Source organism: Isoptericola sp. NPDC019482 (assembly GCF_040632295.1).
Classification (GTDB): Bacteria; Actinomycetota; Actinomycetes; order Actinomycetales; family Cellulomonadaceae; genus Isoptericola.
Genome location: NZ_JBEYBQ010000016.1, coordinates 17,505 through 38,901, shown reverse-complemented (window position 1 = coordinate 38,901; position 21,397 = coordinate 17,505). Strand labels below are relative to the sequence as shown.

Sequence of the window (21,397 nt, the reverse complement as noted above, 5' to 3'; positions counted from 1 at the left end):
GCGTTCCGCCAGGTCAGGAGGCCGGCCGCTCCTCGAGCAGGCGGCGTTCCTTCATCAGGCGGTGCAGCTCGCCGTCGAGGTTCTGCCGCGCCGCCTCCTCCCACGCCGCACCCATCGGGCTGAAGTACAGCGACGGGCGCGCGAGCAGCTTGGTCAGCACGCGGATGCGGGCGTCCAGGTAGTCGGGGAGCGGGATGTGCGAGTACTCCGCCCGCACGTTCGCCATGTACGCCTTGTAGCGCTGCGGCTCCGCCGCCAGCATCGCGAGGTCCGCGTCGTTGAGCACCGCGGAGTCGACGTCGTCGGGCAGCGGCTTGTGCCGGTCGATCGAGTCGACGAGGCGGGCGGTGCGTGCCACCGCGGCATCCGGCAGGCCGAGACCCGTGAGCTGGGTGCGCGCGAGGTCCGCGCTCACCGTCGTCTGCTCGCCGCCCTGGTTCGCCTGGGCGACCTTGCGCGTCGCGTCGAACACGGCGCCGTGGTACCAGGCGGCGAGGCGCACCAGGTCGGGCTCGTGCGTCTCCTGGGACAGCTCGTCCACCCGGTGCAGGACGTCGGCCAGGTGGCGCAGGTTGTGGAAGTGCCGCTCCGGTGCGGACCACCGGTCGATGAGGTCCTCCCCGACGGAACGGATCTCCGCGTCGTCGGCGGTGGCGCCGGCACCGTGACAGGTGCGGACGAACGCGGAGAGGAACCACTGGGGCGCGTCGGCGCTCATGACGCCCATCGCAATCAGACCTTCGGTCGTGGGACTCGGACTGTCCTCCTCCTCGTCAGACTACGACCGCGGGGCGACATCGCACCGCGGGTCGGGGTGCTGGCGACGCCTTCTGGTCAGCCTTCCGGTCAGGCGGAGGAGGACGACGCGCCATCGTAGCCGTCCGCCGCCGGGAGAAGTACCCGCACGGTCATCCCGCCGCCGGGCGTCTCGCTCACCGACACGTGGCCCTGGTGCGCGCCGACGATCGCGGCGACGATCGCCATCCCCAGGCCGGAACCGCCCGACTCCCGATTGCGCGACGAGTCGGCGCGGTAGAACCGCTCGAACACGCGGCTCGCCTGCTCCGGGGTGATGCCCGCGCCGTGGTCGCGCACCTCGACGACGGCGCGGCCGTCGGGCGCCCGGCCCACCGCAACCTCGGCCGGCGAGCCGGCGGGTGTGTGCCTCGCCACGTTCCCCACGAGGTTGGTGAGCACCTGGCGCAGGCGGTCGGCGTCGCCGGTCACGACGACGCCCGACGACGGCGGTGCGCCCGGGGCGAGCCCGGTCACCGCGACCTCGCGCGTCGGGTCCAGGGCGTGCAGGTCCTGGGCGGCGTCGCGGGCCATCGCCCCCAGGTCGACGGGCTCGCGGCGCATCGGCCGGCCCTCGTCGAGGCGGGCGAGCACCAGCAGGTCGTTGACCAGCGTGCTCATGCGGCGCGCCGAGTCCTCGATGCGGCCCATGGTGTCGTCCACCTTGGCGGGCGTGTCGAGCGCGCCCATGCGGTACAGCTCGCCGTAGCCCTTGACCGTGGCCAGCGGCGTGCGCAGCTCGTGGCTCGCGTCGGAGACGAACCGCCGCATCCGGCGCTCCGACTCCTCCTGGGCGGAGAACGCGCGCTCGATCTGGGCGAGCATCGTGTTCAGCGACGCCGACAGCGAGCCCACCTCGGTCGACGTCGGTCGCTCGGGGACGCGCTGCGACAGGTCGCCCGCGGCGATCTCCGCCGCCGTCGTCTCGATCTGCCGCAGCGGCCGCAGCGACCGGTGCACCAGCAGGAAGGAGATCGCCCCGCCGAGGACGACGATGCCGAGCGCCGAGAACAGCAGCGAGCGAGTCAGGTAGGCGACCGTGTGCTGCACGTTCGCCAGCGGGTACGCGACGTACGCGATCACCTGGTTCGTCGGGTCGGCGAGGGACGCGACCCGCCACTGCGTCGGCGTCGTGCCGCCCGCCCCCTCGACGGTGAACGGCTCGCCGTGCCGGTCGTGGACCTCGCTGTACGTCTCGACCGGGATGTCCGGTGTGCCGTACTTCTCGATGTTGGGGGTCCAGCCGATCGGGTCGCTGCTGACCTCGCCGGTCGAGTCCCGGAAGATGACGACGTAGTCGGTGGGCGGGCCGGAGGTGGGGGACTCCGACTGCCGCAGAGTGAGGTTCGCGACCCCCTCTGCGGACTGCCGCAGCTGCTGGTCCACCTGGTCGACGAGGTACCCCGAGACGACGGTGCGTGTCACGACCGCCGCGAGGATCAGCCCGGCGGCCAGGACGAGCACCGTGATGGCGACGAGGCGCGTGCGCAGCGGCAGCCGCTCCATCCACGCCCAGCGCGCGGACCGGCCGGACGACGTCGGGGCGGGCGCCTCGGGGACGGACCGCGGGTCCGCGGGCAGCGCGCGCCCGTCCGCCGTCGTCCCGCTCGGCTCCGTGGGCACCGCGTCGGTCGTCTCCGGTGCGCCGGGCGTGGGCGTGCTCATCGCGGCGCCTGGGGCGCCCGCAGCAGGTAGCCGACGCCGCGCTTGGTGTGGATGAGCGGCGGCAGCGCGACGTCGTCGCCGTCGGGGCCGGTGACGGTGACGTTGTCGATCTTGCGGCGCAGGTAGGAGATGTAGGACTCGACGATGTTCGCGTCGCCGCCCCAGTCGTACTGCCACACGTGGTCGAGGATCTGCGCCTTGGACAGCACGCGGCCCGCGTTGAGCATGAGGTAGCGCAGCAGCTTGAACTCGGTGGGGGACAGGTCGATCTCGGCGCCGGCGCGACGCACCTCGTGCGAGTCCTCGTCGAGCTCCAGGTCGCCGACGCGCAGGACGGCGTCGTCCTCGGGCTCGCCCGCGTGCGTGCGGCGCAGCACGGCGCGGATGCGGGCCACGACCTCCTCCAGGCTGAACGGCTTGGTGACGTAGTCGTCGCCGCCGACGGTGAGCCCCTGCACCTTGTCCTGCGTGTCGTCGCGGGCGGTGAGGAACAGCACGGGGGTGTGCCGGCCGGTGGAGCGCATGCGGCGGGTCACGGTGAAGCCGTCCATGTCGGGCAGCATCACGTCGAGCACGACGAGGTCGGGCTCGACGTCGCGGACGAGCTGCAGCGCCCCGTTCCCGTCACCGGCGGCATGGACCTCGAACCCGGCGAAACGCAGGGACGTGGACAGCAGCTCGCGGATGTTGGGCTCGTCGTCCACGACGACGAGACGTGCCTCGGGTGCGCTCATGTCCTCAGTGTGCGACCGAGGTCTGAGCGTTGCCTGGGAAGGGGCTCGGACCGTGCTGGCGGCCTCAGGTCCAGCGCCAGACCTTCGCCGGCCGCCCCCGGCCGCCGTGCGCCAGGCCGGCCTCGACGAGCCCGGGGAGTCGCGCGAGGTCGCGGTTCAGGTTGCCGCGGTGCACCTGCCCGGTGAGCTGCTCGGTGATCGCCACCGCGTCGGTGGCGGTGAGCTCGGGCCCGGTCAGGGCGCGGGTCAGGTCGAGGTCGCGCCAGAGCATCCCGGCGACGATCGCCCGGCTCGCCGCGAGGATCCGGTCGTGGTCGAACGCGAGGTGCGGGGCGTCGTCGACCGGGAACCACGGCCCTCCGGGCGGCGGTGCGTCGGAGGGTGCGTACGCCGCCCACATGGCGACGGACAGGGACGGGCCGCGCGGGTCGCGGGCCGGTTCGTCGAACGTGCGCAGCTGCCCGACCGCTCCCGGCGGCGACGTCGCGCCCACCTTGTCGAGGGCCCGGTGGGCGGCGTCGACCAGGCGTTCCCCGCTGTGCACGACGACGCCGGGCAGGGCGGTCTCGCCGCGGAACGGGTCCCGGGTGCGCACGGGGGCGGCGACCAGGACCCGCCGCGCGGACCGGTCGTAGGCGAGGGCCACCACGTCGACCGAGACGACGCTGAAGATGTCGGGGGCGGTCATGCCCCTCATGCTGCCCTGCTCGGGGCCGTCCTCCCTGCGCAGTCCGCGGTGCGCCGTGCGCGGTCGGTGCGGCGCGGGCCGTCCGCCGTCAGGACGACGGGCGCCCCCACGGCGTCCTCGACGAGCCGGAGGACCGCGGCCGGGTCGGCCGGCAGCGGGGCGAGGTCGGGGCGCGCGCCCGCCGCCGTGGCCGTGAGCCGCTCGGCGCGGGCGAGGTCGGGGACGGCGTCGAACGCGAGGGGCTCGGGGTCCCCGCCCCACGAGCCGGCGACCAGGAGCGGGGTCCCGGCGGCCGCGGCGTCGGCGACCGCGTCGAGGTGGCTGACGGCGACGCCGTCGACCCGCCCCGCGACGCGCGCGGCGTAGCGCAACGCGGGCAGGTCGAGGTGCCCCGTGCGCCACCCGCCCTGGTAGCGGCCCTCCCGGTTGTCCGGCTCGGGCAGGAGCAGGCCGGGGTCCTCGGTCGGCATGGGGCCTGCGCCGTGCCGGGTCGCGTAGGTGCGGGTGAGCCCGAGCACGAACGGGCGGTGGCCGGCGGCCTCGAGCCCGCGGACCAGGTGGCGGGGCGTCACCGTCGACCAGGTGGTGTGCGGGTGGAAGCCGTGCCACTCGTCGAGGAGCAGGCCCTGGCTGCCCTCGAAGATCACCGTGCCGGCGTCGAGCGCGTCCGCGAGCTGGCGGTCGACGTCGTCGGTGAGCTCGACGTCGGCGGCGATCGCGCACAGCAGCGACGCCATCTCGGACACGGACGGGTGCGCCACGTCCCCGTCGTCGACCGACTCGAGCAGCGGAGCGGCGTACCGGGCGAGCTCATCGAGCGCGGCGACCGTACGACGTCGGTCCCGCAGGGTCGCGAGCGTCGGCGCAGGGCCGGGCGGGGCGGCCGCCGGGACGGTGAAGTTGCCGACGGTGTCGCCCGGCTGCGCCCGGGCCCGCACGGCGAGGTCGTAGGCCACGGTCTCGCCGATGCCGAGGCCCGTCGAGCCGTGCCGGCCCGCGCCGCGCGCGAGCTCCCGCGCCCGGTTCATCGCCGCGTGGACCGGCGTCGTGACGAGGCAGCGGGAGTCGGCGAGCACGAGGCCGAGGGGGTCGTGGACGCCCTGCGCGTCGAGGGCGTGCGCCTCCGCCGCGAGCAGCACCGGGTCGACGAGCATCGGGGCACGCAGCACGGTGCGCACGTCCAGGAACGTGCCCGAGCCGAACTGCCGGAACGTGTGGTGCCGGGCGCCGTGCCGCACGTTGTGGGCGGCCTGGCCGCCCCCGGACCACCGCACCACGGCGACGGCGTCGGGCGCGGTCGCCGCGAGATGGTCGACCGTGGCGCCCTTCGCCTCGTCCCCGTACCCGAGGCCCACGACGACGATTGCCTGGCGTGGTGCGGTGGTCAGCATCGTGGGTCCTTCCTACAGGTCCGCGGGCAGGAGGCCGCCGGTGGCGACGTCCGTGCCGGCCGGGGCCAGGCCGGCGAGGGCCTTGCCCACCGCGGTGGCCCCGGCCGACCCCATCGTGCCGAGGTCGGCGAGCCCCTCGTCGAGCGTGATGGAGTCCTCCATCATCCCGACGGTGAGGGCGATGAGGTCGCACACCGCGTCGGGGTCGTCGAGCTTGAGGAACCGCTCGCCGAGGAGGTCGCGCCAGTGCTCCTCGAGCCACGGGGCGTCGTAGTACGCGGTGAGGTTCGGGACGACGAAGAAGACGTGGAACTTCTCCTCCAGGCGGCGGTAGACCTCGCGCACGTCGAGGTCCCGGAACGCCCGGTCGCCGACGAACTTCCGGATCGAGCTCGCGAACAGCCGGTCCTTGTTGGCCTCGTCCCCGATGAGGAAGCAGTAGCCCTTGCGCCCGCGCTTCTCGAGCGAGTCCAGCCGGGCCCGGGTGGCGAGGAAGTGGGCGGCCAACGCGTAGCCCTCCCGGCGGTCCCCGCCGCCCCCGCACTCGAGGTAGATGTCGCGCAGCTGGGCGTCGATGCGGTTGTCGGACTCGAACTGCCCGACCTGCAGCGGCACCGCGTCGAAGACGTCGTCCCCGATCGCGCCGACGAGGATCTGCGGGTCCTGCGCGTACCCGCCGCGGGTGAGCAGTCCGAGCAGGTCGGGCAGGCGCCGCTGGAGGGTCATGGGGACCTGCCCCATCGAGCCCGTGACGTCGAACAGGACCGCGATCGGGGTGGAGCTCGGGTGCTCGGCGCTGTCGCGGGCCTCGCGGGCCGTCGCGCCGTACGCGTCGAGGGCGGGCGCGGCCGTGCGCTGGTCGCGCGGCACGCGCCGCATCCTCGTGGAGTAGCCGAAGTCGTCCTGGCCGCGGGCGCGGCGCGCGGCCGCCGCGGCGGTGAAGGTGCTGGTGTCCCACTGTCCTGCGCCCATGACGGGCTCCTTTCGTCGGGGGCCGGTGGCCCCGTGGTCTGTGTGCTAGGCCGCGTCCGGCAGGGCGAACGGGCGGTACCTCCGCGCGCCGTACAGGCGGCGCAGCAGGAGGTCGTACTCGGCCCGACGGCGGTCCGGGGCGAGGCCGGCCGACGCGCGGGCCCAGGCGCGCTGGCGTGCGGCGTCGGGCTGGTCGTCGAGCATCGCGTCGAACAGGTCGGCGACCTCGCCGGCGGCGGCGCTCGCGTCCCAGCCGGTCAGGACGACGCCGTGCCGGGCGGGGTGCACGAGGACGGTGTCGACGTCCACGACGGCGGGCTGCGCCGCGAGGTCCAGGGCCAGCAGGACGCGGCGGGCCATCCACGCCCAGTCGCGCCCGTCCAGGCCGCCCGGGAAGGCGGCGCGGACCTCGCGCAGGGTGTGCAGTCCCGCGGGCAGGGTGTAGGCGACCCACGTCCGGCCCGCGGCGGTGCCGCCGTCGACGGGGGCGGGCGCGAAGGCCGCCAGGCCTGCCGCGGACAGGGTGCGGGCGGCCGCGAGGAGCTCGGCGGTGCTGCGGCGCTGCGTCCGGCTGAGCGCGACGTGGACGAGCAGGTCGTCGGTCGCGTACGTGCTGACGAGCTCAGTCCGGTGCAGTCGGTGGGCGAGCGTGTAGGTGCGGTGCCGCCCGACGACGTGCGGGGCCGTCCGCGGCCCGGGGGCGGCGGACGCGGCACCGCGGCACCACTGCTCGTACAGGTCGTTGAGCCGGGCCGTCGCACCGTGTGCGACGCCGGCTGCGATTCCGTGGCCGGCGGCGACGTCGGGGTGGACGAGTGCGACGAGGCGGCGATAGGTCCGCCGGGCGCGGCGGGCGGCCTCGGGGTCCGTCGGTGCTCCGGCGAACAGGTCCGTCGCCGACCGTGCGGTGATGACCTCCATGACGGCCGCTGCCTCGATGTCCATAAGTTTTACTCTAAATGAGTAATAAGGGGATGGCAAGGGGTGACAGGGCGCGGTGTCGGCGGCGCGCCCCATGATGGGCGGGTGCGGATCACGGGGGAGCAGCGCCGGCGGCGGCTGGTCGTGCGGCAGCTCGCGCTCGGCGTGGGCGGGCCGGGGTGGCCGGCGGCGACGACGCCGGAGGAGGTCACGCGGCGGCTGGTCGCGCTGCACGCGACGGACGCGCCGAGCGTGCACCTCGCGGTGCTCGCGCGGGTGCCGGGGCTCGGGCTCGACGACGTCCGGGACGCCCTCTTCGGACGGCGCAGCCTCGTCAAGGTGCTGGCGATGCGGCGCACGATGTTCGTCGTGCCGCGCGACCTGGTGCCGGTGGTGCACGCGGCGGCGTCGGCCCCGGTCGCCTCACGGCTGCGGGCACGGCTGCTCAAGGAGCTCGCGACGCTGCCCACCGACCCGGCCGTCGACGACCCGGCGGCGCTGCTCGCGGCCGCCGAGGCGCAGGTGCACGCGGCCCTCGCCGCGGGACCGCTCGACGGCGCCGAGCTCTCCCGGGCGGCGCCGCTGCTGCGCACCGCGTTCCTGCCCACCACGGACAAGGCGTGGGACGTGCGCCGCACCATGACGTCGCCGCTGCTGTCGGTGCTGTCCGCGGAGGGCAGCGTGGTGCGGGGCGAGCCGCGCGGGGCGTGGTCGTCGCCGCGGCACGTGTGGTCGCCGATGACCGACTGGTTCCCCGACGGCATCCCCGACATGGACGAGGAGGCGGCGCGCGTCGCGCTCGCCCGCGCGTGGCTCGATGCCTTCGGGCCCGCCACGGTGGCGGACCTGAAGTGGTGGACCGGCTGGAACCTCGGGCAGGCGCGCCGGGCCGTCGCCGCGCTCGACGTGCGCGACGTCGAGCTGGAGGTGGGACCGCCGGGCGCCGACGCCGTCGTCGCGGACGGCGTCATGCTGCGCGACACCGACCTGGACGCGGACCTCGACCCCGCTCTGGACGGCGTCGTCGCCGGTCACGCCGCGCTGCTGCCGACCCTCGACCCCACCACGATGGGCTGGACCGCCCGCGACTGGTACCTCGGCCCGCACCGCGAGCGGATCTTCGACAGCGCCGGCAACGCGGGCGCCACCGTGTGGTGGCAGGGCCGGGTCGTCGGGCTGTGGATCGTGCGGCCCGACGGCGACCTCGCGTGGCGCCTGCTCGAGGACGTCGGCGCGGACGGCGAGGCCGCCGTCGCCGCAGAGGCGGAGCGGCTGCGCGCCGTCCTGGGCGGGAGCACGTTCACCCCCGGCTACACGACCCCGCTCTACCGGGAGCTGCTCGCCTCGGGCTGACGACGCCAGGACGTTGTGAGCGCGATTTCGGGGACTATCCGGACCCGGATAGCCCCCGAAATCGCGCTCACAACAGCGTCAGAGGTAGCGCAGCGGGTCGAACTCGTCGAGCGGGATGATCCGCACGCGCGGCAGCGGGGCGGTGAACGCGTCGGCGTCGCCCTCGAGGTCGAACATCTGCAGGCCGCGCTCCGACAGCTGGGAGAACTGCCCGTTCACGAACTCGCGGAAGGCGAGGAGGCCGACGCGGCGCTCGTCGTCGAGCAGCGCCTCGATCTGCGGCAGGAAGTCGCCGTCATGGCTCGCGAGCAGGACGTCGCCGTCCCGGTCCGCGAGGGCCTCCAGCGTGCGCTGGATACCGACGTCGACGACCTTCTCCGTGCCCGACGACGCCAGCGGGATCGGCTTGTAGCCCATGGCGAGCAGCGCCTGCACGAAGGCCATCGGCATCTGGCCGCTGCTGGCGTTGAGGAAGAACAGGGGGACGACGTCCTGGTCCCACAGCTTCTGCGCGAACGTCGAGATGCGGTCCCAGCGGGGGCGCTCCTCGGGGTTCGGCCGCCGGTTCAGCACGTTCATGCCGAGCGTGGCGTCGATGTTCTCGCCGTCCACCAGGAGGTAGGTGCGGCGGCCCGTGGCCTCTGCCGGGGCGGGAGCGCTCGCGGGGGCCGGGGCGGAGAAGGCGGGAGACATGCCCCTCAGCGTATCGGCACCCACCCCAAAACGATTCGTGGCGTGGACCCGGTGCCCGGTCGGTGACCGAATGGCAGGCGACCGGGTCGCGGCGCCGCGACCGGCAGCACGAGGATCCACGCGAAACCACGAAGAGCCACGAGACAGGAGGACACCGATGTCCCGCACCACTCGTCGCACCGGCCCTGCCGGCAGCATCGCCACCCGGGCCCGCCGATGGCGCCGGGTCGCGACGGCGGCCGTCGCCGCCCTGGTCGCACCGCTCGCCGTCGTCGCGGTCGCCACCGCCGGGGCGGGCACCGCCGCCGCCCACGGCTCCGTCACCGACCCGCCCACCCGGAACTACGGGTGCTGGGAGCGGTGGGGTGACGACTTCCAGAACCCCGAGATGGCCGAGCTCGACCCGATGTGCTGGGGCGCCTGGCAGGCCGAGCCGGCCGCCATGTGGAACTGGAACGGTCTCTACCACGAGGGCATCGGCGGGCGTCACGAGGAGCTGATCCCCGACGGGCAGCTCTGCTCCGGCGGGCAGACCGAGGGCGGCCGGTACGACTACCTCGACACCCCCGGCGGGTGGTACGCCACCGGCGTCGACCACCGGTTCACGCTCACGTTGACCGACGGCGCCAACCACGGGGCGGACTACCTGCGCATCTACGTCTCCAAGCCGAGCTACGACCCGACGACGGAGCCGCTCACCTGGGACGACCTCGACCTGATCAAGGTGACGGACCCGTACCCGACCCAGTCGCCGTACGTGACCGACGTCGACCTGACCGGGTACGACGGCCGCGCCGTGCTGTACACCATCTGGCAGGCGAGCCACGCCGACCAGCCGTACTACCTGTGCTCCGACATCAACATCGGCGGCGGCGACATCGTCGGCGAGGGCCCGGGCGGAGGCGACGGTGGTGAGGACGGCGGCGGCGACGGCGACGGCGGCGAGGACGGTGGTGGCGACGGCGAGGCCGGCGCCTGCACCGCCGACGTGCGCGTCACGAACTCGTGGTCCGGCGGCTACCAGGCCGACGTCACCGTCACGGCGACGGAGCCGCTCACCGGCTGGTCGGTCGACCTGGGCGGCCTGACCGTCGACCAGGTGTGGAACGGCGTGCTCGCCGGCGGCACGGTCACGAACGCGGCGTGGAACGGCACCCTCGGCGCCGGGGGGACGGCCACCTTCGGCCTCATCGGCTCCGGGACGCCCGGCGACGCGAGCGCGGAGTGCTCCGCGACCTGACCCGGCCCTGCTGACGCATCGGGCGTGCTGAAATGCTCCTCAAACGGGCGGTTCGAGGAGCATTTCAGCACGCACGATGACTCGGGGCGCGGCGGCCCGTCAGTACTGCTCGGTGGACGGGGAGATCTGCGGCGACGGCGCGTTGCCCGCCTTGAGGGCGGCGAGCCGGGCCTCGAGCTCGATGTCCTTGTCCGAGGCCTCCAGCTCGGCGAACTGCGAGTCGAGGGACGCCGCCGCGACCTCGGCCTGGCCCATCGCCATGGCCTCCTCGCGGCGCACCGTCTCCTCGTAGCGGGCCAGCTCGCTGGTCGGGTCGAGCACGTTGATGGAGCTGATCGCGCCCTGCACGGTCTGCTGGGCCTGCGCCGCCTTCTGGCGGGCGACGAGCTGGTCGCGCTTGGACTTCAGCTCGCCCAGCTTGTCCTTCATCGCGGCGAGGCCGGTCTTGAGCTTCTCGACCGTGACGCGCTGCTGCTCGATCATCGGCTGGGCCGTCCTGACCTCGGACTCGGCGTCGAGCTGCTTGCGCAGCGCCACCTTGGCGAGGCTGTCGAACTTGTCGGCGTCGACCGTGTTGCCGGCGGTGCGGTACTCGTCGGCCTTGCGCGACGCGGCGAGGGCCTTGGTGCCCCACTCGCTCGCCGCCTGGACGTCCTCGTTGTAGTCCTGCTCGGCCAGGCGCAGGTTGCCGATGGTCTGGGCGATGGCCTGCTCGGCCTCCGCGATGTTGTTCGTGTAGTCGCGGACCAGCTGGTCCAGCATCTTCTGCGGGTCCTCGGCGCGGTCGAGCAGCGCGTTGATGTTCGCCTTCGCGAGCTGGCTGATGCGCCCGAGGATGCTCTGCTTCTGCGTCATGGTCGTGCTTCCTTCCGTCGCCCTGCTGGGGTGATGTGCCGTCGTCGTGTGCCTGCCAGAACGTGCGCCGCGCCGGTCGGGTTCCGCCCGCCGGGCGAGGGGTCAGAAGCGCCCGCCGCGGGACCTCCCGCCGCGTCCTCCGCTGGACATGCCGCCGCCGAAGCCCCCGCCGCCGCGGCCGCCGCCGAACCCACCGCCGTAGCCGCCGCTGCGCCGTCGGCCGCCGCCGTAGCCGCCACCGAACCCGCCGCCGATGCCGCCGCCGGAGCCGCGCAGCACGGAGTCGAGCAGGATCCCGCCCAGCACCATGCCGCCGACGTTCGGGCCGCCCTGCCCACCCTGGTTCGCGCCCCACGTCGACGTGTCCTGCTCCGCGAGCTGGGCCGCCTGCTGGGCGTACCGCTCGGCCCGCTGCGCGCGCTCGAGGGCCGCCGTCGGGTCCTGCGCCTGGAGCGACCGGGCCTCGGCGACGAGGCGGGCCGCCTCGGCCAGGCGGGTCCGGGCCTCGGGGCCGACGGCGCCGCGGCGCGTCGCGACGTAGTCCTGCGTGGCGCGCACCTGCGAGTCGGCTCGGCCGAGCGTGTCGCGCAGCAGGGCGCGGGCGCGCGCGTCCGCCTCCGCCTTCTCGCGCGCCGGGGCGAGGGCGGCGTCGAGGGCGGCCTCCGCCGCGGTGAGCCGGTGCAGCGCGGCGAGCGGGTCGCCGCCCGAGCGGGCGTCGCGCGCCTGGCTCATCGCCGCCTCGGCCTCGGCGAGCGCGGCATCGACCGCGGCCCGGTCCGCCGGACCGTCCGCGGTCGCGCCCGACGGCACGAGGCGGGCCGCGTCGGCCACGTCCTGCCCGATCGACGCGAGGCCCTTGTCGAGGTCCGCGCCGGCGGTGGCGAGCTGCGCGCCCGCCTGGTCGACGGCGTCCAGCAGGGTCCCGGCCTGACCGAGCGCGTTCTGCGCCGCCCGCAGGTGGGCGACGGCGGCGGAGCGGGTGCGGCCGGTGAGCGCGGTGCGGCCCGACGCGACGGCGTCGCGGGCGTGCGCCACGAGCGCGGTCGCCTGGTCGGGGTTGCCGCGGACCGACGCCAGCGCCGACGTCGGGTACGACGCCGCGAGCCCGGCGAGCGTCTCGCGCGCCACCGGGACGCGCGCCTCGATCTCGCCGGCGCGCTGCTCCGTCTCGTCCAGCAGCTCCGGGGCCCGCTGCTGGAGGGAGCGCAGCTCGTCGAAGGCGTCCGTCTGCGCGTCCAGCGACGCGCCCGCGTGCTCGGTCAGCTCGAGGATGCCGGCGAGCAGCTGACGGCGGCGCGGCTCGCTGTCCGGCACGTCGTCGTCGAGCTCCTGGCGCAGGTGGAAGGCCTGCGCGACGTCGGCCTTCGCGGCCTCGAGGGCCGCGGAGAAGTCCTGCGTGGCCTCGAGCCCGAACTCGGCCTGCGCGAAGCCGAGCTCCTGCTCCGACGTCCGCAGGGCATCGTCGATCTCGACGAGCGCGGTGCCCACACGGCGCTCGAGCTCGTCCGTCGGCACGGCGGACAGGTCGTCCGGCCCCGCGGGGGCGGCGGCGCCCCGGTTCTTGCGGCGCGACCGGACCCACAGCCAGCCGCCGACCCCGGCGGCCACGGCGACGCCGCCCACCGCGGCCGCGACGCCCCAGCCACCGCCGCCGGACGACGTCGTGCCGCCCGTGCGGATCGTGTCCGCGGCGGCGATCGCGGCGCCGGCCCAGTCGTCGTCGCGCAGGTGGTCCTCGGCGACCTGCTCCACCTGGTCGAGCTGCGCGTCCGAGAGCCCGTTGTTGGTGTCCACCGACAGCCCGTACGCGCGGTCCTCGGTGGCGACGGCGAGCAGCAGGTCGTTCACCCCGAGGCCCGCGTCCGTCGCGGTGCGGTTCGCCCAGTCGCGGCCGTCCGTGCCGTCGAACGACTCCACGTAGACGACGAACAGCTGGTACGGCGTCTCGTCCGCGAGCTGGTCGAGCGAGGCCTGCACCCGCGCCTCGTCCGCGTCGTCGAGCACCCCCGACTGATCGGTGATCTCGCTGTCGAGCTGGGTCAGGGGAGGGACGGCGGAGGCGCTGAGCGCGAGGACGGCGGCGCCGGCGAGGGCCAGCAGCAGGGCCAGCACGCACGCACCGACGGCCGCTGCGGCGCGGCGCGGCGCAGCGGGGACGACACGGGGATTCACGACCTGATCGTGTCGCGCGCGGGCACACGACGCAATTGCGGCACCTCCGACGGATCGGCCGCCCGGTCGGCGCCCGGTCGCTGCCCGGTCGCTGCCCGGCCGCCGTCAGGCCCCGACGTCGCCCGGGGCCGCCGCACGCAGCCGCTCGAGGAGCGGGCCGGCCGCCTCGTCGAGGAACCGTCCCTGCCGCTCGTCGCCGATCTGCACGAGCGCCAGGTCGGTGAACCCGGCCTCCCAGTAGGCGGAGGCGGCCTCGACGACCGCGTCCAGGTCCGGGCCGCACGGGATGGCGTCCGCGACGTCCTCGGGGCGCACGAACGCGGTGGCGCGGTCGAACGCCTCGGTGGTGGGCAGGTTGGCGTTCACCGGCCAGCCGAGGCCGAACCAGCGGAACTGCTCGTGCGCGCGGGCGATCGCCGCGTCCCGGTCCGGGTCCCACGAGATCGGCATCTGACCGATCTTCCGCGACGGCGGCAGCGCCGCATCCTCGCGGACGGCGTCCCAGCGCTCGACCAGGCCCGCCTTCGGCTCGGTCGCCACGAGGTGGTCGGCCAGCGGCGCGAGGTGCTCGACCGACTGCCGGCCCGAGACGGCCACGCCGATCTCGACCGGCTCGTCCGGCAGGTCCCACAGCCGCGCCGAGTCCACCTGGAAGTGGTCGCCCCTGTAGCTGACGAGGTCGCCGCTGAAGAGCACGGAGATGATCTCGACGGCCTCCGCCAGCAGCTCGTGCCGCTCGTCGACGGCGGGCCAGCCCGCCCCGACGACGTGCTCGTTGAGGTTCTCCCCGGCGCCGAGGCCGAGGGTGAACCGGCCGTCGGAGAGCAGCCCGACCGTCGCCGCCTTCTGGGCCACGACGGCCGGGTGGTAGCGCAGGGTCGGGCAGGTCACGTACGTCATGAGCCCCACGCGCTCCGTGGCGTGCGCCACCGCCCCGAGCACGCTCCACGCGTACGGGGAGTGGCCCTGCGCGTCCAGCCACGGGAAGTAGTGGTCGCTCATGACCTCGAAGTCGAAGCCGGCCCGCTCGCCGCGCACCGCGTAGTCGACGAGGCTCTTCGGGCCGGCCTGCTCGGTCATCAGGGTGTAGCCGAAACGGGTCATGCGGCCACCGTGCGACGGCGGGCGGATGCCCGCACGCCGTCGTCGCCGACTACCTCGCGGCGTCGGGAGCCTCGAGGTCCTCCGCGTCGACGATGCGGTACGCGTAGCCCTGCTCGGCGAGGAACCGCTGCCGGTGGGCGGCGAAGTCCTGGTCCACGGTGTCGCGGGCGACGACGGCGTAGAAGTGCGCCGTCCGGCCGTCCGCCTTGGGCCGCATCACGCGCCCCAGCCGCTGCGCCTCCTCCTGCCGCGACCCGAACGACCCGGACACCTGGATCGCGACCGACGCCTCCGGCAGGTCGATGGAGAAGTTCGCGACCTTGGAGACCACGAGCCGGCTGATCTCGCCCTCCCGGAAGGCGGCGAACAGCTTCTGGCGCTCGCGGACCGTCGTCGCGCCCGTGATGAGCGGCGCGTCGAGGTGCGCGCTGAGCTCCTCGAGCTGGTCCAGGTACTGGCCGATGACGAGCACCTGGTCGTCCGGGTGCTGCGCCACGATCCGCTCCACGACGCGGTTCTTGCCCGGCGCGCACGCGGCGAGGCGGTACTTGTCCTCCGGCTCGGCGGTCGCGTACACCATCCGCTCGTGCTCGGGCAGCGTGAGGCGCACCTCGACGCAGTCGGCGGGCGCGATGTACCCCTGCGCCTCGATGTCCTTCCACGGGGCGTCGTAGCGCTTGGGCCCGATGAGGCTGAACACCTCGTCCTCGCGGCCGTCCTCGCGCACCAGCGTGGCGGTGAGGCCGAGGCGGCGGCGCGCCTGCAGGTCCGCCGTCATGCGGAAGATCGGCGCCGGCAGCAGGTGCACCTCGTCGTAGAGGATGAGGCCCCAGTCGCGGGCGTCGAGCAGCTCGAGGTGGCTGTACACGCCCTTCCGCTTGGTCGTGAGCACCTGGTAGGTCGCGATCGTGACGGGCTTGATCTCCTTGCGGGAGCCCGAGTACTCGCCGATCTCGTCCTCGGTGAGGGTGGTGCGGCGCACCAGCTCGTCGCGCCACTGCCGGGCGCTGACCGTGTTGGTCACGAGGATGAGCGTCGTGGTGCCGCTCTTCGCCATCGCGCCCGCGCCGACGATCGTCTTGCCGGCGCCGCAGGGCAGCACGACGACGCCGGAGCCGCCGTGCCAGAACCCGTCCACGGCCTGCGCCTGGTACGGGCGCATCTCCCACGTCTTCGGCTCCTCGTGCGGGGTGCGCGGGTGCGTGGTGGGGGAGAGGGCGATCTCGTGCTTCTCGCCGTCGACGTACCCGGCGAGGTCCTCCGCCGGCCAGCCCAGCTTCACCAGGACCTGCTTGAGGTGGCCGCGCTCGGACGGGTGCACGACGACGGTCTGCTCGTCGATGCGGTCGCCCACCAGGCCGGCGGTGCGCTTCGACTTGAGCACCTCGGCGAGCACCGCCCGGTCGGTCGACTCGAGCACGAGACCGTGCGTGGGATGCGTGGCGAGCGTCAGCCGTCCGTAGCGGCCCATCGTCTCCGCGACGTCGATGAGCAGCGCGTGCGGCACCGGGTAGCGCGAGTACTCGATGAGCGTGTTCACGACCTGCTCGGCGTCGTGCCCCGCGGCGCGCGCGTTCCACAGCCCCAGGCTGGTGAGGCGGTACGTGTGCACGTGCTCCGGCGCGCGCTCGAGCTCCGCGAACGGCGCGATGGCGCGGCGCGCGTCGTCGGCGCGCGGGTGGTCCACCTCCAGCAGGACGGACTTGTCACTCTGCACGATCAGCGGGCCGTCGGTCATGCGGCTCCTTCTTCCGGGGGTGGCGATCCAGGGTCTCAACGCCGCGGGCGGGCGCGGTTGTTCCGTGCGGGCGTCCGGCGAGGTCAGCCGTCCACGGGCTCCACGCCGGCGATGCGGTGCACGGCGACGGTGAGCTCCGCCTCGCGTGCCGGGTCCAGCGCGCGCAGCCGGCCGCCGTCGAGCCGCAGCGGCTTGAGCGCGCGCCGCTCCAGCGTGCCCGACGCGCCCACCATCTCGATCCACACCACGCGCCCGTCGCGCAGCGCGTCGTGCAGGGTGGCCAGCGCGTCGCCGGGCTCCGTGGTGCGCGGGCCCCCGTTGCTCGTCGTCCGGGGAGCGCGGGCAGGCGAGCCGGCGTCCGACGACGGCGCGGCGCGGTGCGCGCCGGCCAGCCGGTCCACGGCCGTCTCGTCGCCGGCGTCCGCGGCCCGCAGCCGGGCGACGAGGTTCCGGCGCGCGTCGTCGGACGTCGTCTCCGGCTCCGCGGACGGCCCGCGACGCGCGTCGCGGGCGGTGCGGTCCGGGCGCGGCGGGCGGCGCAGGCGGGCGCTGAGCACGCGGCCGTCGGGGCCCTCGACGGCGGACAGCAGGCCGCGGGCGCGCAGCGCGTCGTGCAGCTCGACGGCGGGCACCGCGGCGGCCAGGACGGTCGGCGCGAGGCGCACGAGGCCGAGCTGGGCGAGCCGCGGGTCCGCGACGAGCCCGGCCAGCACCGCCGGGTCGGCCGCGCGCACGTACGACCCGGCCGAGCCGACCCGCAGCGACTCGTGCCGCCGAGCGACGTCCCGGACCAGGTACTCCAGCGGCTGCGGCACGGGCACCCGCGAGCGGGCGGCGAGCGCGTCGAGCAGCTCGTCCGCCGTCGTGCCGTGGTCCAGCGCGCGCGTCACCGACGACGGCGAGAACCGCACCGTCGTCGCCGCACCCCGTGACTCGACGTCCGCCGACCGCTCCAGCAGGACGGCCAGGGCCTGCGACGGCCGACCCGGCACGATGCCCGTGAGGTCGCCCTGCAGCAGCACCTCGTCCACCTCCGGCGGCAGCGCCACGCGCAGGGACTCCTCAAGACCGGCGGGGTCCGCGTCGTCGAGCACCGCGGACCCGGGTCCGGACAGTGCGCCCGCACCGGTCGCGCCGAGCAGCGCGGCCTCCCTCAGCAGGCCGGCGACCGCCTGCTCCGGCGGCACGGTGCGCGGCGCATGCCAGCGCAGCACGGTCATGACGGCGGCCGAGTCGAGCGCCGTGCCCGGCTGGGCGGCCAGCACCTGGAGCACCTGACGGCGCAGCCGCGGCACCCAGCCGCGCTGCAGGTCGCCGGACAGCGGTGCCCGCAGGTTGCCCTTCTCGTCGCGGGAGCCCACCAGCCACGGCGTGCGTCGCGAGCCCGCCCACGCCGCGGCGAGCAGCGCCCAGCGCTCGGCGTCGTCCATCCCCTCCCAGCGGTCGGCGACGGTCGTGGGCCGGTACGACGGCGGCGCCTCGCCGTCGTCGGCCACCACGCCCGCGGCCGCGGCCAGCTCGACGACGAACGCCGCGTCCGCCTCGTCCGCGCCGAGCGCCTGGGCCGTACGGCGCAGGTCGCGCACGCCGAGGCCGCCGCTGCGCAGCACCGCCGGGGCCGTGTCGTCCCAGGCGGCGACCAGGAGGTCGACCCGGCGCACCAGCTCGAGGGCGGCGCTCGCGGCCTCGGCGTCGACGGCGGGCTCCGGCACGGTGCGCCCGTCCGGCCGGGGTGGCGCGAGCTCGGGGGAGCGGTGCGTGCGGCCGCCGCGCAGCGCCAGCCCGACGTCGCGCGGCAGCGTCACGTGCCGGGCGTCCGTGCGCAGCAGCAGCCGCGCGTCGACCAGGGCGTCCACCGCGGCCCGCGCGGCGGTGCCCGGCGCCGGGACCAGGCCGATCGGCGGGCCCCACGTCAGCGCGTCCAGCACCTCGCGTCCGCCGCGGGGCAGGTCGGGCAGGGAGACGCCGCGAGCGTCTCCGTCGGTCAGGATTCCGGCGGCGTTCCCGGACGGCTGGAGACGCTCGCCGGACCGGGACGGCCCGAGTCCCGCCGGATGCGGGCCGAGGACGTCGTCCAGCCCGGGCGCCGGGCGCAGGTCGGGGTGGCCCGGCGCGCCGGCGTCCCACAGCAGCGCCGCGGCCAGCGCGTCGTCGAGCGCGCGCTCGACGGCGGACCCGCCGTCGTCGTCCGGTGCCGGGGACGCGACGTCGTCCGCGCCGACCGCGTGGCGCACGTCGCCGGGGGACACCGGTCCGTTCCCGGCGAGCGCGACGACGGCCTCGAGCGTCTGGAGCGTCCGGGCGTCGGCATGCGCCAGCGCCCGCTCCAGGGCCGTGCGGCTGGACGCGCGGGCGGCCAGGGAGCGCAGCGTCGACGGCGAGGGAGTGGCCAGGTCGGGCCGGGCGCGCAGCAGCGCGAGCAGCTCGGCGTCGTCGCGCCCGCGGACCGCCTCGGTGAACGTGCGGGGCGCGTCCGTGCTGCCGGCGCCGTCCGCGACGTCGGCCTCCGCCGTGCCCCGGGGCGACGTGCTGGCCATCTGATCGATGCTACGCGCCGCCCCCTCGTCGCCGAACAGGTAGTTGTGCACCGAATACGGCCTCAGAACGTGCGCAACTGCCTGTTCGGCGACAGCCCGACGGTCGTCAGCCCTGGGCGGTGCGGCGGCAGACCTCGTCCCACGGGGTGGGCTCGAGGCCCCACTGGGCGCGGGCGGCGGAGTCGTCGAGGACGTACGGCCGCTCCCACTGGTAGCTGAGCTGACGGAGCTCGCGCATGAACGGCGAGACGGCGGCGACGGCGGCGAGCGCGGGCCCGCGCAGCGAGCGGACGCGGACGGGCGGGTGCCCGACGGCGGCGAGCACATCCGTGAGCGCCTGGGCCTGGGTGCGCGGCGCGTTGCTCGGCACGTGCCAGGTGCGCCCGTGCGCGCCCGGGTCCTCGGCCGCGGCGACGAGGGTGCGCGCGACGTCGGCCACGTCGGTGAACGTGTGCGGCAGGTCGGTGCGGCCCATCATCGTGACGCGCCTGCCGGCCAGCGCGGCCGGGACGACGCGCGACACGTGCCCGTTGCCGCCGACGCCGGGGCCCATGTAGTCGGACGCGCGGACCTCGACGGCGCCGCGCAGCCGGCCCTCCTCGAAGGCACGCCGGGCGTCGGCCCACAGCCGGGTGCGCAGGACGCCCTTGTGGTCGGTCGCGGCGTCGGGCAGGTCCTCGGTCATGGGGCCGTCGGCCGGGCCGTAGGGGTAGAGGTTGCCGGTGATCGCGTAGACCGCGCCGGAGCGCTCGGCGGCGGTGAGGAACGCGGCCGCGAGCGGCGGCCAGGCGCGCTCCCACTGCGTGTAGTCGCCGGGGTTGGCGCAGTTGTACAGGACGTCGGCGCCGTCGGCCGCGCGGGTCAGGGCGTCGGCGTCGGACGCGTCGAGGGCGGCGTGCGCGACGCCGGCGACCCTGGTGTCGCGGCCGGTGCGGGTGACGACGGTGACGTCGGAGCCGCGCTCGGCGAGCAGGGCGGCGACGTGCCGGCCCACGGGCCCGGCGCCGACGATCAGGTGACGGTCGGTCATGACTGGTGCTCCAATCCGAGAGCGGTGCTCTCTGTCGTGACGATCATGCACCGCGGCCGCGTCTCTGGCAAGAGCGCTGATCTCGTTTGTGGTCGCTGCTCTCGCGTGCCAGGCTGAGCCGCATGGCCGACGCCCCCCGCACCGCCCGCGCGCTCGCCCGCGAGACGCTCACCCGCGAGATCCGTGCCGCCGCCCGCGCCCGCCTCGCGACCGACGGCCCGGCCGCACTGTCCCTGCGCGCCGTCGCGCGCGACGTCGGGATGGTCTCCTCCGCCGTCTACCGCTACTTCCCCAGCCGTGACGCGCTGCTCACCGCCCTGATCGTCGAGTGCTACGACGAGCTCGGCGCCGCCGTCGAGGAGGCGGACGCCGCCGTGGCCGACCGCGACGACACCGCCGCCCGCTGGATCGCCGCCTGCCGCGCGTTGCGGGGATGGGCCGTGGCGCACCCCGCGGAGCTCGGGCTGCTGTACGGCACGCCGGTGCCCGGGTATGCCGCGCCGCGCGACACCGTCGACCCGGCCACCCGCGTCGTCCGTGTGCTGGTGACCGTCGTCGCGCACGCCCACGCGTCCGGCGCGACTCCGCGGCCCGCCCCGGACGGCGCCCCCGACGCGACCGTCGTCGTCGACCCGGCGCGGCAGTTCGTCGCCGCGCGGGGCATCGTGGAGGACGCGCCCACGGAGCTGGTCGCCCGCACGCTCATGGCCTGGACCACGCTGTTCGGCACGGTGTCGTTCGAGATCTTCGGGCACCTCGTCGGGTCGGTCGCCGACCCGGAGGCGTGGTTCGACGCCGTCGCCCTCCGCCTCGCCGACGACCTGGGCATCCGCTGACCCCGCCGACCCGGTCCGACGCCGAACAGGCGGTTGGTGCCGGAATGCGCGACGAAAACAGCCCATAACGGTGTCAACCGCCTGTTCGGCGCGAACGGGGGACGGCGGGCCCGGACCGATGCGGCACCCTCCCGCACCGGCCGGTAGCCTGAGCCCCTGGCCGTGTGCCGGGCGCGCGCCCGTGCACCGGCCGGATCCGGCTCCGCGCACCGGCGCGGGGCCGTAGTCGACGACGAGCACGAAGAGGTTCAGGTGCCCACCGGCAAGGTCAAGTGGTACGACGCGGAGCGCGGGTTCGGCTTCATCGCCAGCGAGGACGGTGGGGAGATCTTCCTGCACGCCTCCGCGCTGCCCTCGGACGTCGAGAGCGTCAAGCCCGGCGCCAAGGTCGAGTTCGGCGTGGCCGACGGCCGCCGCGGCCCGTCCGCGCTGTCCGTGAAGCTGCTGGACCCGACGCCGTCGGTGGCCAAGGCCAAGCGCAAGGCGCCGTCCGAGATGGCCGGCATCGTCGAGGACCTCATCAAGGTGCTCGACCGCGTGGGCGACCAGCTGAAGCGGGGCAAGTACCCGGACGCCACGTCGGGCAACCGCGTCGCCACGCTGCTGCGCGCCGTCGCCGACGACCTCGACTCCTGACGCTCCGGCCGCCGACCACGCCCGACGCGAGGGCCCG

18 protein-coding genes are annotated in these 21,397 nt (G+C 75.3%); 4 read left to right on the top strand and 14 right to left on the bottom strand.

The genetic code is table 11. The annotated features are described in order from the left end of the window. Positions 1–13 precede the first annotated feature (13 nt). From ABZ493_RS12300 to ABZ493_RS12270, 7 genes are all read right to left on the bottom strand, one after another. The gene (locus ABZ493_RS12300) at positions 14–718 is read right to left on the bottom strand and encodes a hypothetical protein (RefSeq protein WP_430582455.1); all 705 of its coding nucleotides are present in this window, start codon (positions 716–718) and stop codon (positions 14–16) included. Between the two features lie 128 nt (positions 719–846). Next, positions 847–2,460, bottom strand: a complete 1,614-nt coding sequence (locus ABZ493_RS12295) for a HAMP domain-containing sensor histidine kinase (protein ID WP_430582454.1) — start codon at positions 2,458–2,460, stop codon at positions 847–849. Beyond that, positions 2,457–3,194, bottom strand: coding sequence for a response regulator transcription factor (locus ABZ493_RS12290; RefSeq protein WP_430582453.1), 738 nt, complete (start codon positions 3,192–3,194; stop codon positions 2,457–2,459). Before ABZ493_RS12290 ends, ABZ493_RS12295 begins: the two co-directional genes overlap by 4 nt. 64 nt (positions 3,195–3,258) lie before the next feature. Then, positions 3,259–3,882, bottom strand: coding sequence for a hypothetical protein (locus ABZ493_RS12285; RefSeq protein WP_430582452.1), 624 nt, complete (start codon positions 3,880–3,882; stop codon positions 3,259–3,261). Between the two features lie 5 nt (positions 3,883–3,887). Then, positions 3,888–5,273, bottom strand: coding sequence for an adenylosuccinate synthetase (locus ABZ493_RS12280; RefSeq protein WP_430582451.1), 1,386 nt, complete (start codon positions 5,271–5,273; stop codon positions 3,888–3,890). 12 nt (positions 5,274–5,285) lie between these two features. Continuing rightward, positions 5,286–6,245 (bottom strand): hypothetical protein, encoded by a 960-nt coding sequence (locus ABZ493_RS12275; RefSeq protein ID WP_430582450.1) that lies wholly within the window; start codon positions 6,243–6,245, stop codon positions 5,286–5,288. 45 nt (positions 6,246–6,290) lie between these two features. Next, on the bottom strand, positions 6,291–7,190 hold the full coding sequence (locus ABZ493_RS12270; RefSeq protein WP_430582449.1) for a hypothetical protein: 900 nt from the start codon (positions 7,188–7,190) through the stop codon (positions 6,291–6,293). 81 nt (positions 7,191–7,271) lie between these two features. On the opposite strand from ABZ493_RS12270, the gene ABZ493_RS12265 reads away from it, so the two are divergent. Further along, entirely contained in the window at positions 7,272–8,519 is a 1,248-nt protein-coding gene (locus ABZ493_RS12265; RefSeq protein WP_430582448.1) for a winged helix DNA-binding domain-containing protein, read from the top strand. Positions 8,520–8,597: 78 nt separating this feature from the next. Here ABZ493_RS12265 and ABZ493_RS12260 read toward each other — a convergent pair whose 3' ends face one another. Then, a complete protein-coding gene (locus ABZ493_RS12260) occupies positions 8,598–9,212 on the bottom strand; it encodes an NYN domain-containing protein (RefSeq protein WP_430582447.1) in 615 nt (204 codons plus the stop codon). A gap of 157 nt (positions 9,213–9,369) precedes the next feature. Here ABZ493_RS12260 and ABZ493_RS12255 point away from each other — a divergent pair, with 157 nt between their 5' ends. Then, positions 9,370–10,452, top strand: coding sequence for a lytic polysaccharide monooxygenase (locus ABZ493_RS12255; RefSeq protein WP_430582446.1), 1,083 nt, complete (start codon positions 9,370–9,372; stop codon positions 10,450–10,452). Positions 10,453–10,551: 99 nt separating this feature from the next. Here the strand turns inward: ABZ493_RS12255 and ABZ493_RS12250 are convergent, their stop codons facing one another. From ABZ493_RS12250 to ABZ493_RS12225, 6 genes are all read right to left on the bottom strand, one after another. Beyond that, positions 10,552–11,307, bottom strand: coding sequence for a PspA/IM30 family protein (locus tag ABZ493_RS12250; RefSeq protein WP_430582445.1), 756 nt, complete (start codon positions 11,305–11,307; stop codon positions 10,552–10,554). A gap of 102 nt (positions 11,308–11,409) precedes the next feature. Beyond that, complete coding sequence (locus ABZ493_RS12245) at positions 11,410–13,479, bottom strand: TPM domain-containing protein (protein WP_430582444.1); 2,070 nt, start codon at positions 13,477–13,479, stop codon at positions 11,410–11,412. 105 nt (positions 13,480–13,584) lie between these two features. Then, a complete protein-coding gene (locus ABZ493_RS12240; RefSeq protein ID WP_430582443.1) occupies positions 13,585–14,583 on the bottom strand; it encodes a TIGR03557 family F420-dependent LLM class oxidoreductase in 999 nt (332 codons plus the stop codon). Between the two features lie 49 nt (positions 14,584–14,632). After that, a complete protein-coding gene (locus ABZ493_RS12235; protein WP_430582442.1) occupies positions 14,633–16,321 on the bottom strand; it encodes a DNA repair helicase XPB in 1,689 nt (562 codons plus the stop codon). Between the two features lie 83 nt (positions 16,322–16,404). Further along, entirely contained in the window at positions 16,405–18,858 is a 2,454-nt protein-coding gene (locus ABZ493_RS12230; RefSeq protein ID WP_430582441.1) for a helicase-associated domain-containing protein, read from the bottom strand. 106 nt (positions 18,859–18,964) lie between these two features. Then, positions 18,965–19,888, bottom strand: a complete 924-nt coding sequence (locus ABZ493_RS12225; protein WP_430582440.1) for an NAD-dependent epimerase/dehydratase family protein — start codon at positions 19,886–19,888, stop codon at positions 18,965–18,967. A 122-nt stretch (positions 19,889–20,010) separates the two neighbouring features. Between ABZ493_RS12225 and ABZ493_RS12220 the strand changes: the two genes are divergently transcribed. Together ABZ493_RS12220 and ABZ493_RS12215 are read left to right on the top strand one after the other, a co-directional pair. Next, on the top strand, positions 20,011–20,724 hold the full coding sequence (locus ABZ493_RS12220) for a TetR/AcrR family transcriptional regulator (RefSeq protein WP_430582439.1): 714 nt from the start codon (positions 20,011–20,013) through the stop codon (positions 20,722–20,724). A 252-nt stretch (positions 20,725–20,976) separates the two neighbouring features. Beyond that, positions 20,977–21,360, top strand: a complete 384-nt coding sequence (locus ABZ493_RS12215) for a cold shock domain-containing protein (protein WP_430582438.1) — start codon at positions 20,977–20,979, stop codon at positions 21,358–21,360. Positions 21,361–21,397 lie beyond the last annotated feature (37 nt).

Excerpts from the sequence above, each read along its gene's own strand:
- ABZ493_RS12220 (WP_430582439.1), top strand. The coding sequence starts at position 20,011 with ATGGCCGACGCCCCCCGCACCGCCCGCGCGCTCGCCCGCGAGACGCTC.
- ABZ493_RS12280 (WP_430582451.1), bottom strand. The coding sequence starts at position 5,273 with ATGCTGACCACCGCACCACGCCAGGCAATCGTCGTCGTGGGCCTCGGG.
- ABZ493_RS12270 (WP_430582449.1), bottom strand. The coding sequence starts at position 7,190 with ATGGACATCGAGGCAGCGGCCGTCATGGAGGTCATCACCGCACGGTCG.
- ABZ493_RS12240 (WP_430582443.1), bottom strand. The coding sequence starts at position 14,583 with ATGACCCGTTTCGGCTACACCCTGATGACCGAGCAGGCCGGCCCGAAG.
- ABZ493_RS12235 (WP_430582442.1), bottom strand. The coding sequence starts at position 16,321 with ATGACCGACGGCCCGCTGATCGTGCAGAGTGACAAGTCCGTCCTGCTG.
- ABZ493_RS12295 (WP_430582454.1), bottom strand. The coding sequence starts at position 2,460 with ATGAGCACGCCCACGCCCGGCGCACCGGAGACGACCGACGCGGTGCCC.
- ABZ493_RS12300 (WP_430582455.1), bottom strand. The coding sequence starts at position 718 with ATGAGCGCCGACGCGCCCCAGTGGTTCCTCTCCGCGTTCGTCCGCACC.
- ABZ493_RS12275 (WP_430582450.1), bottom strand. The coding sequence starts at position 6,245 with ATGGGCGCAGGACAGTGGGACACCAGCACCTTCACCGCCGCGGCGGCC.
- ABZ493_RS12260 (WP_430582447.1), bottom strand. The coding sequence starts at position 9,212 with ATGTCTCCCGCCTTCTCCGCCCCGGCCCCCGCGAGCGCTCCCGCCCCG.
- ABZ493_RS12255 (WP_430582446.1), top strand. The coding sequence starts at position 9,370 with ATGTCCCGCACCACTCGTCGCACCGGCCCTGCCGGCAGCATCGCCACC.
- ABZ493_RS12230 (WP_430582441.1), bottom strand. The coding sequence starts at position 18,858 with ATGGCCAGCACGTCGCCCCGGGGCACGGCGGAGGCCGACGTCGCGGAC.
- ABZ493_RS12285 (WP_430582452.1), bottom strand. The coding sequence starts at position 3,882 with ATGACCGCCCCCGACATCTTCAGCGTCGTCTCGGTCGACGTGGTGGCC.
- ABZ493_RS12225 (WP_430582440.1), bottom strand. The coding sequence starts at position 19,888 with ATGACCGACCGTCACCTGATCGTCGGCGCCGGGCCCGTGGGCCGGCAC.
- ABZ493_RS12250 (WP_430582445.1), bottom strand. The coding sequence starts at position 11,307 with ATGACGCAGAAGCAGAGCATCCTCGGGCGCATCAGCCAGCTCGCGAAG.
- ABZ493_RS12290 (WP_430582453.1), bottom strand. The coding sequence starts at position 3,194 with ATGAGCGCACCCGAGGCACGTCTCGTCGTCGTGGACGACGAGCCCAAC.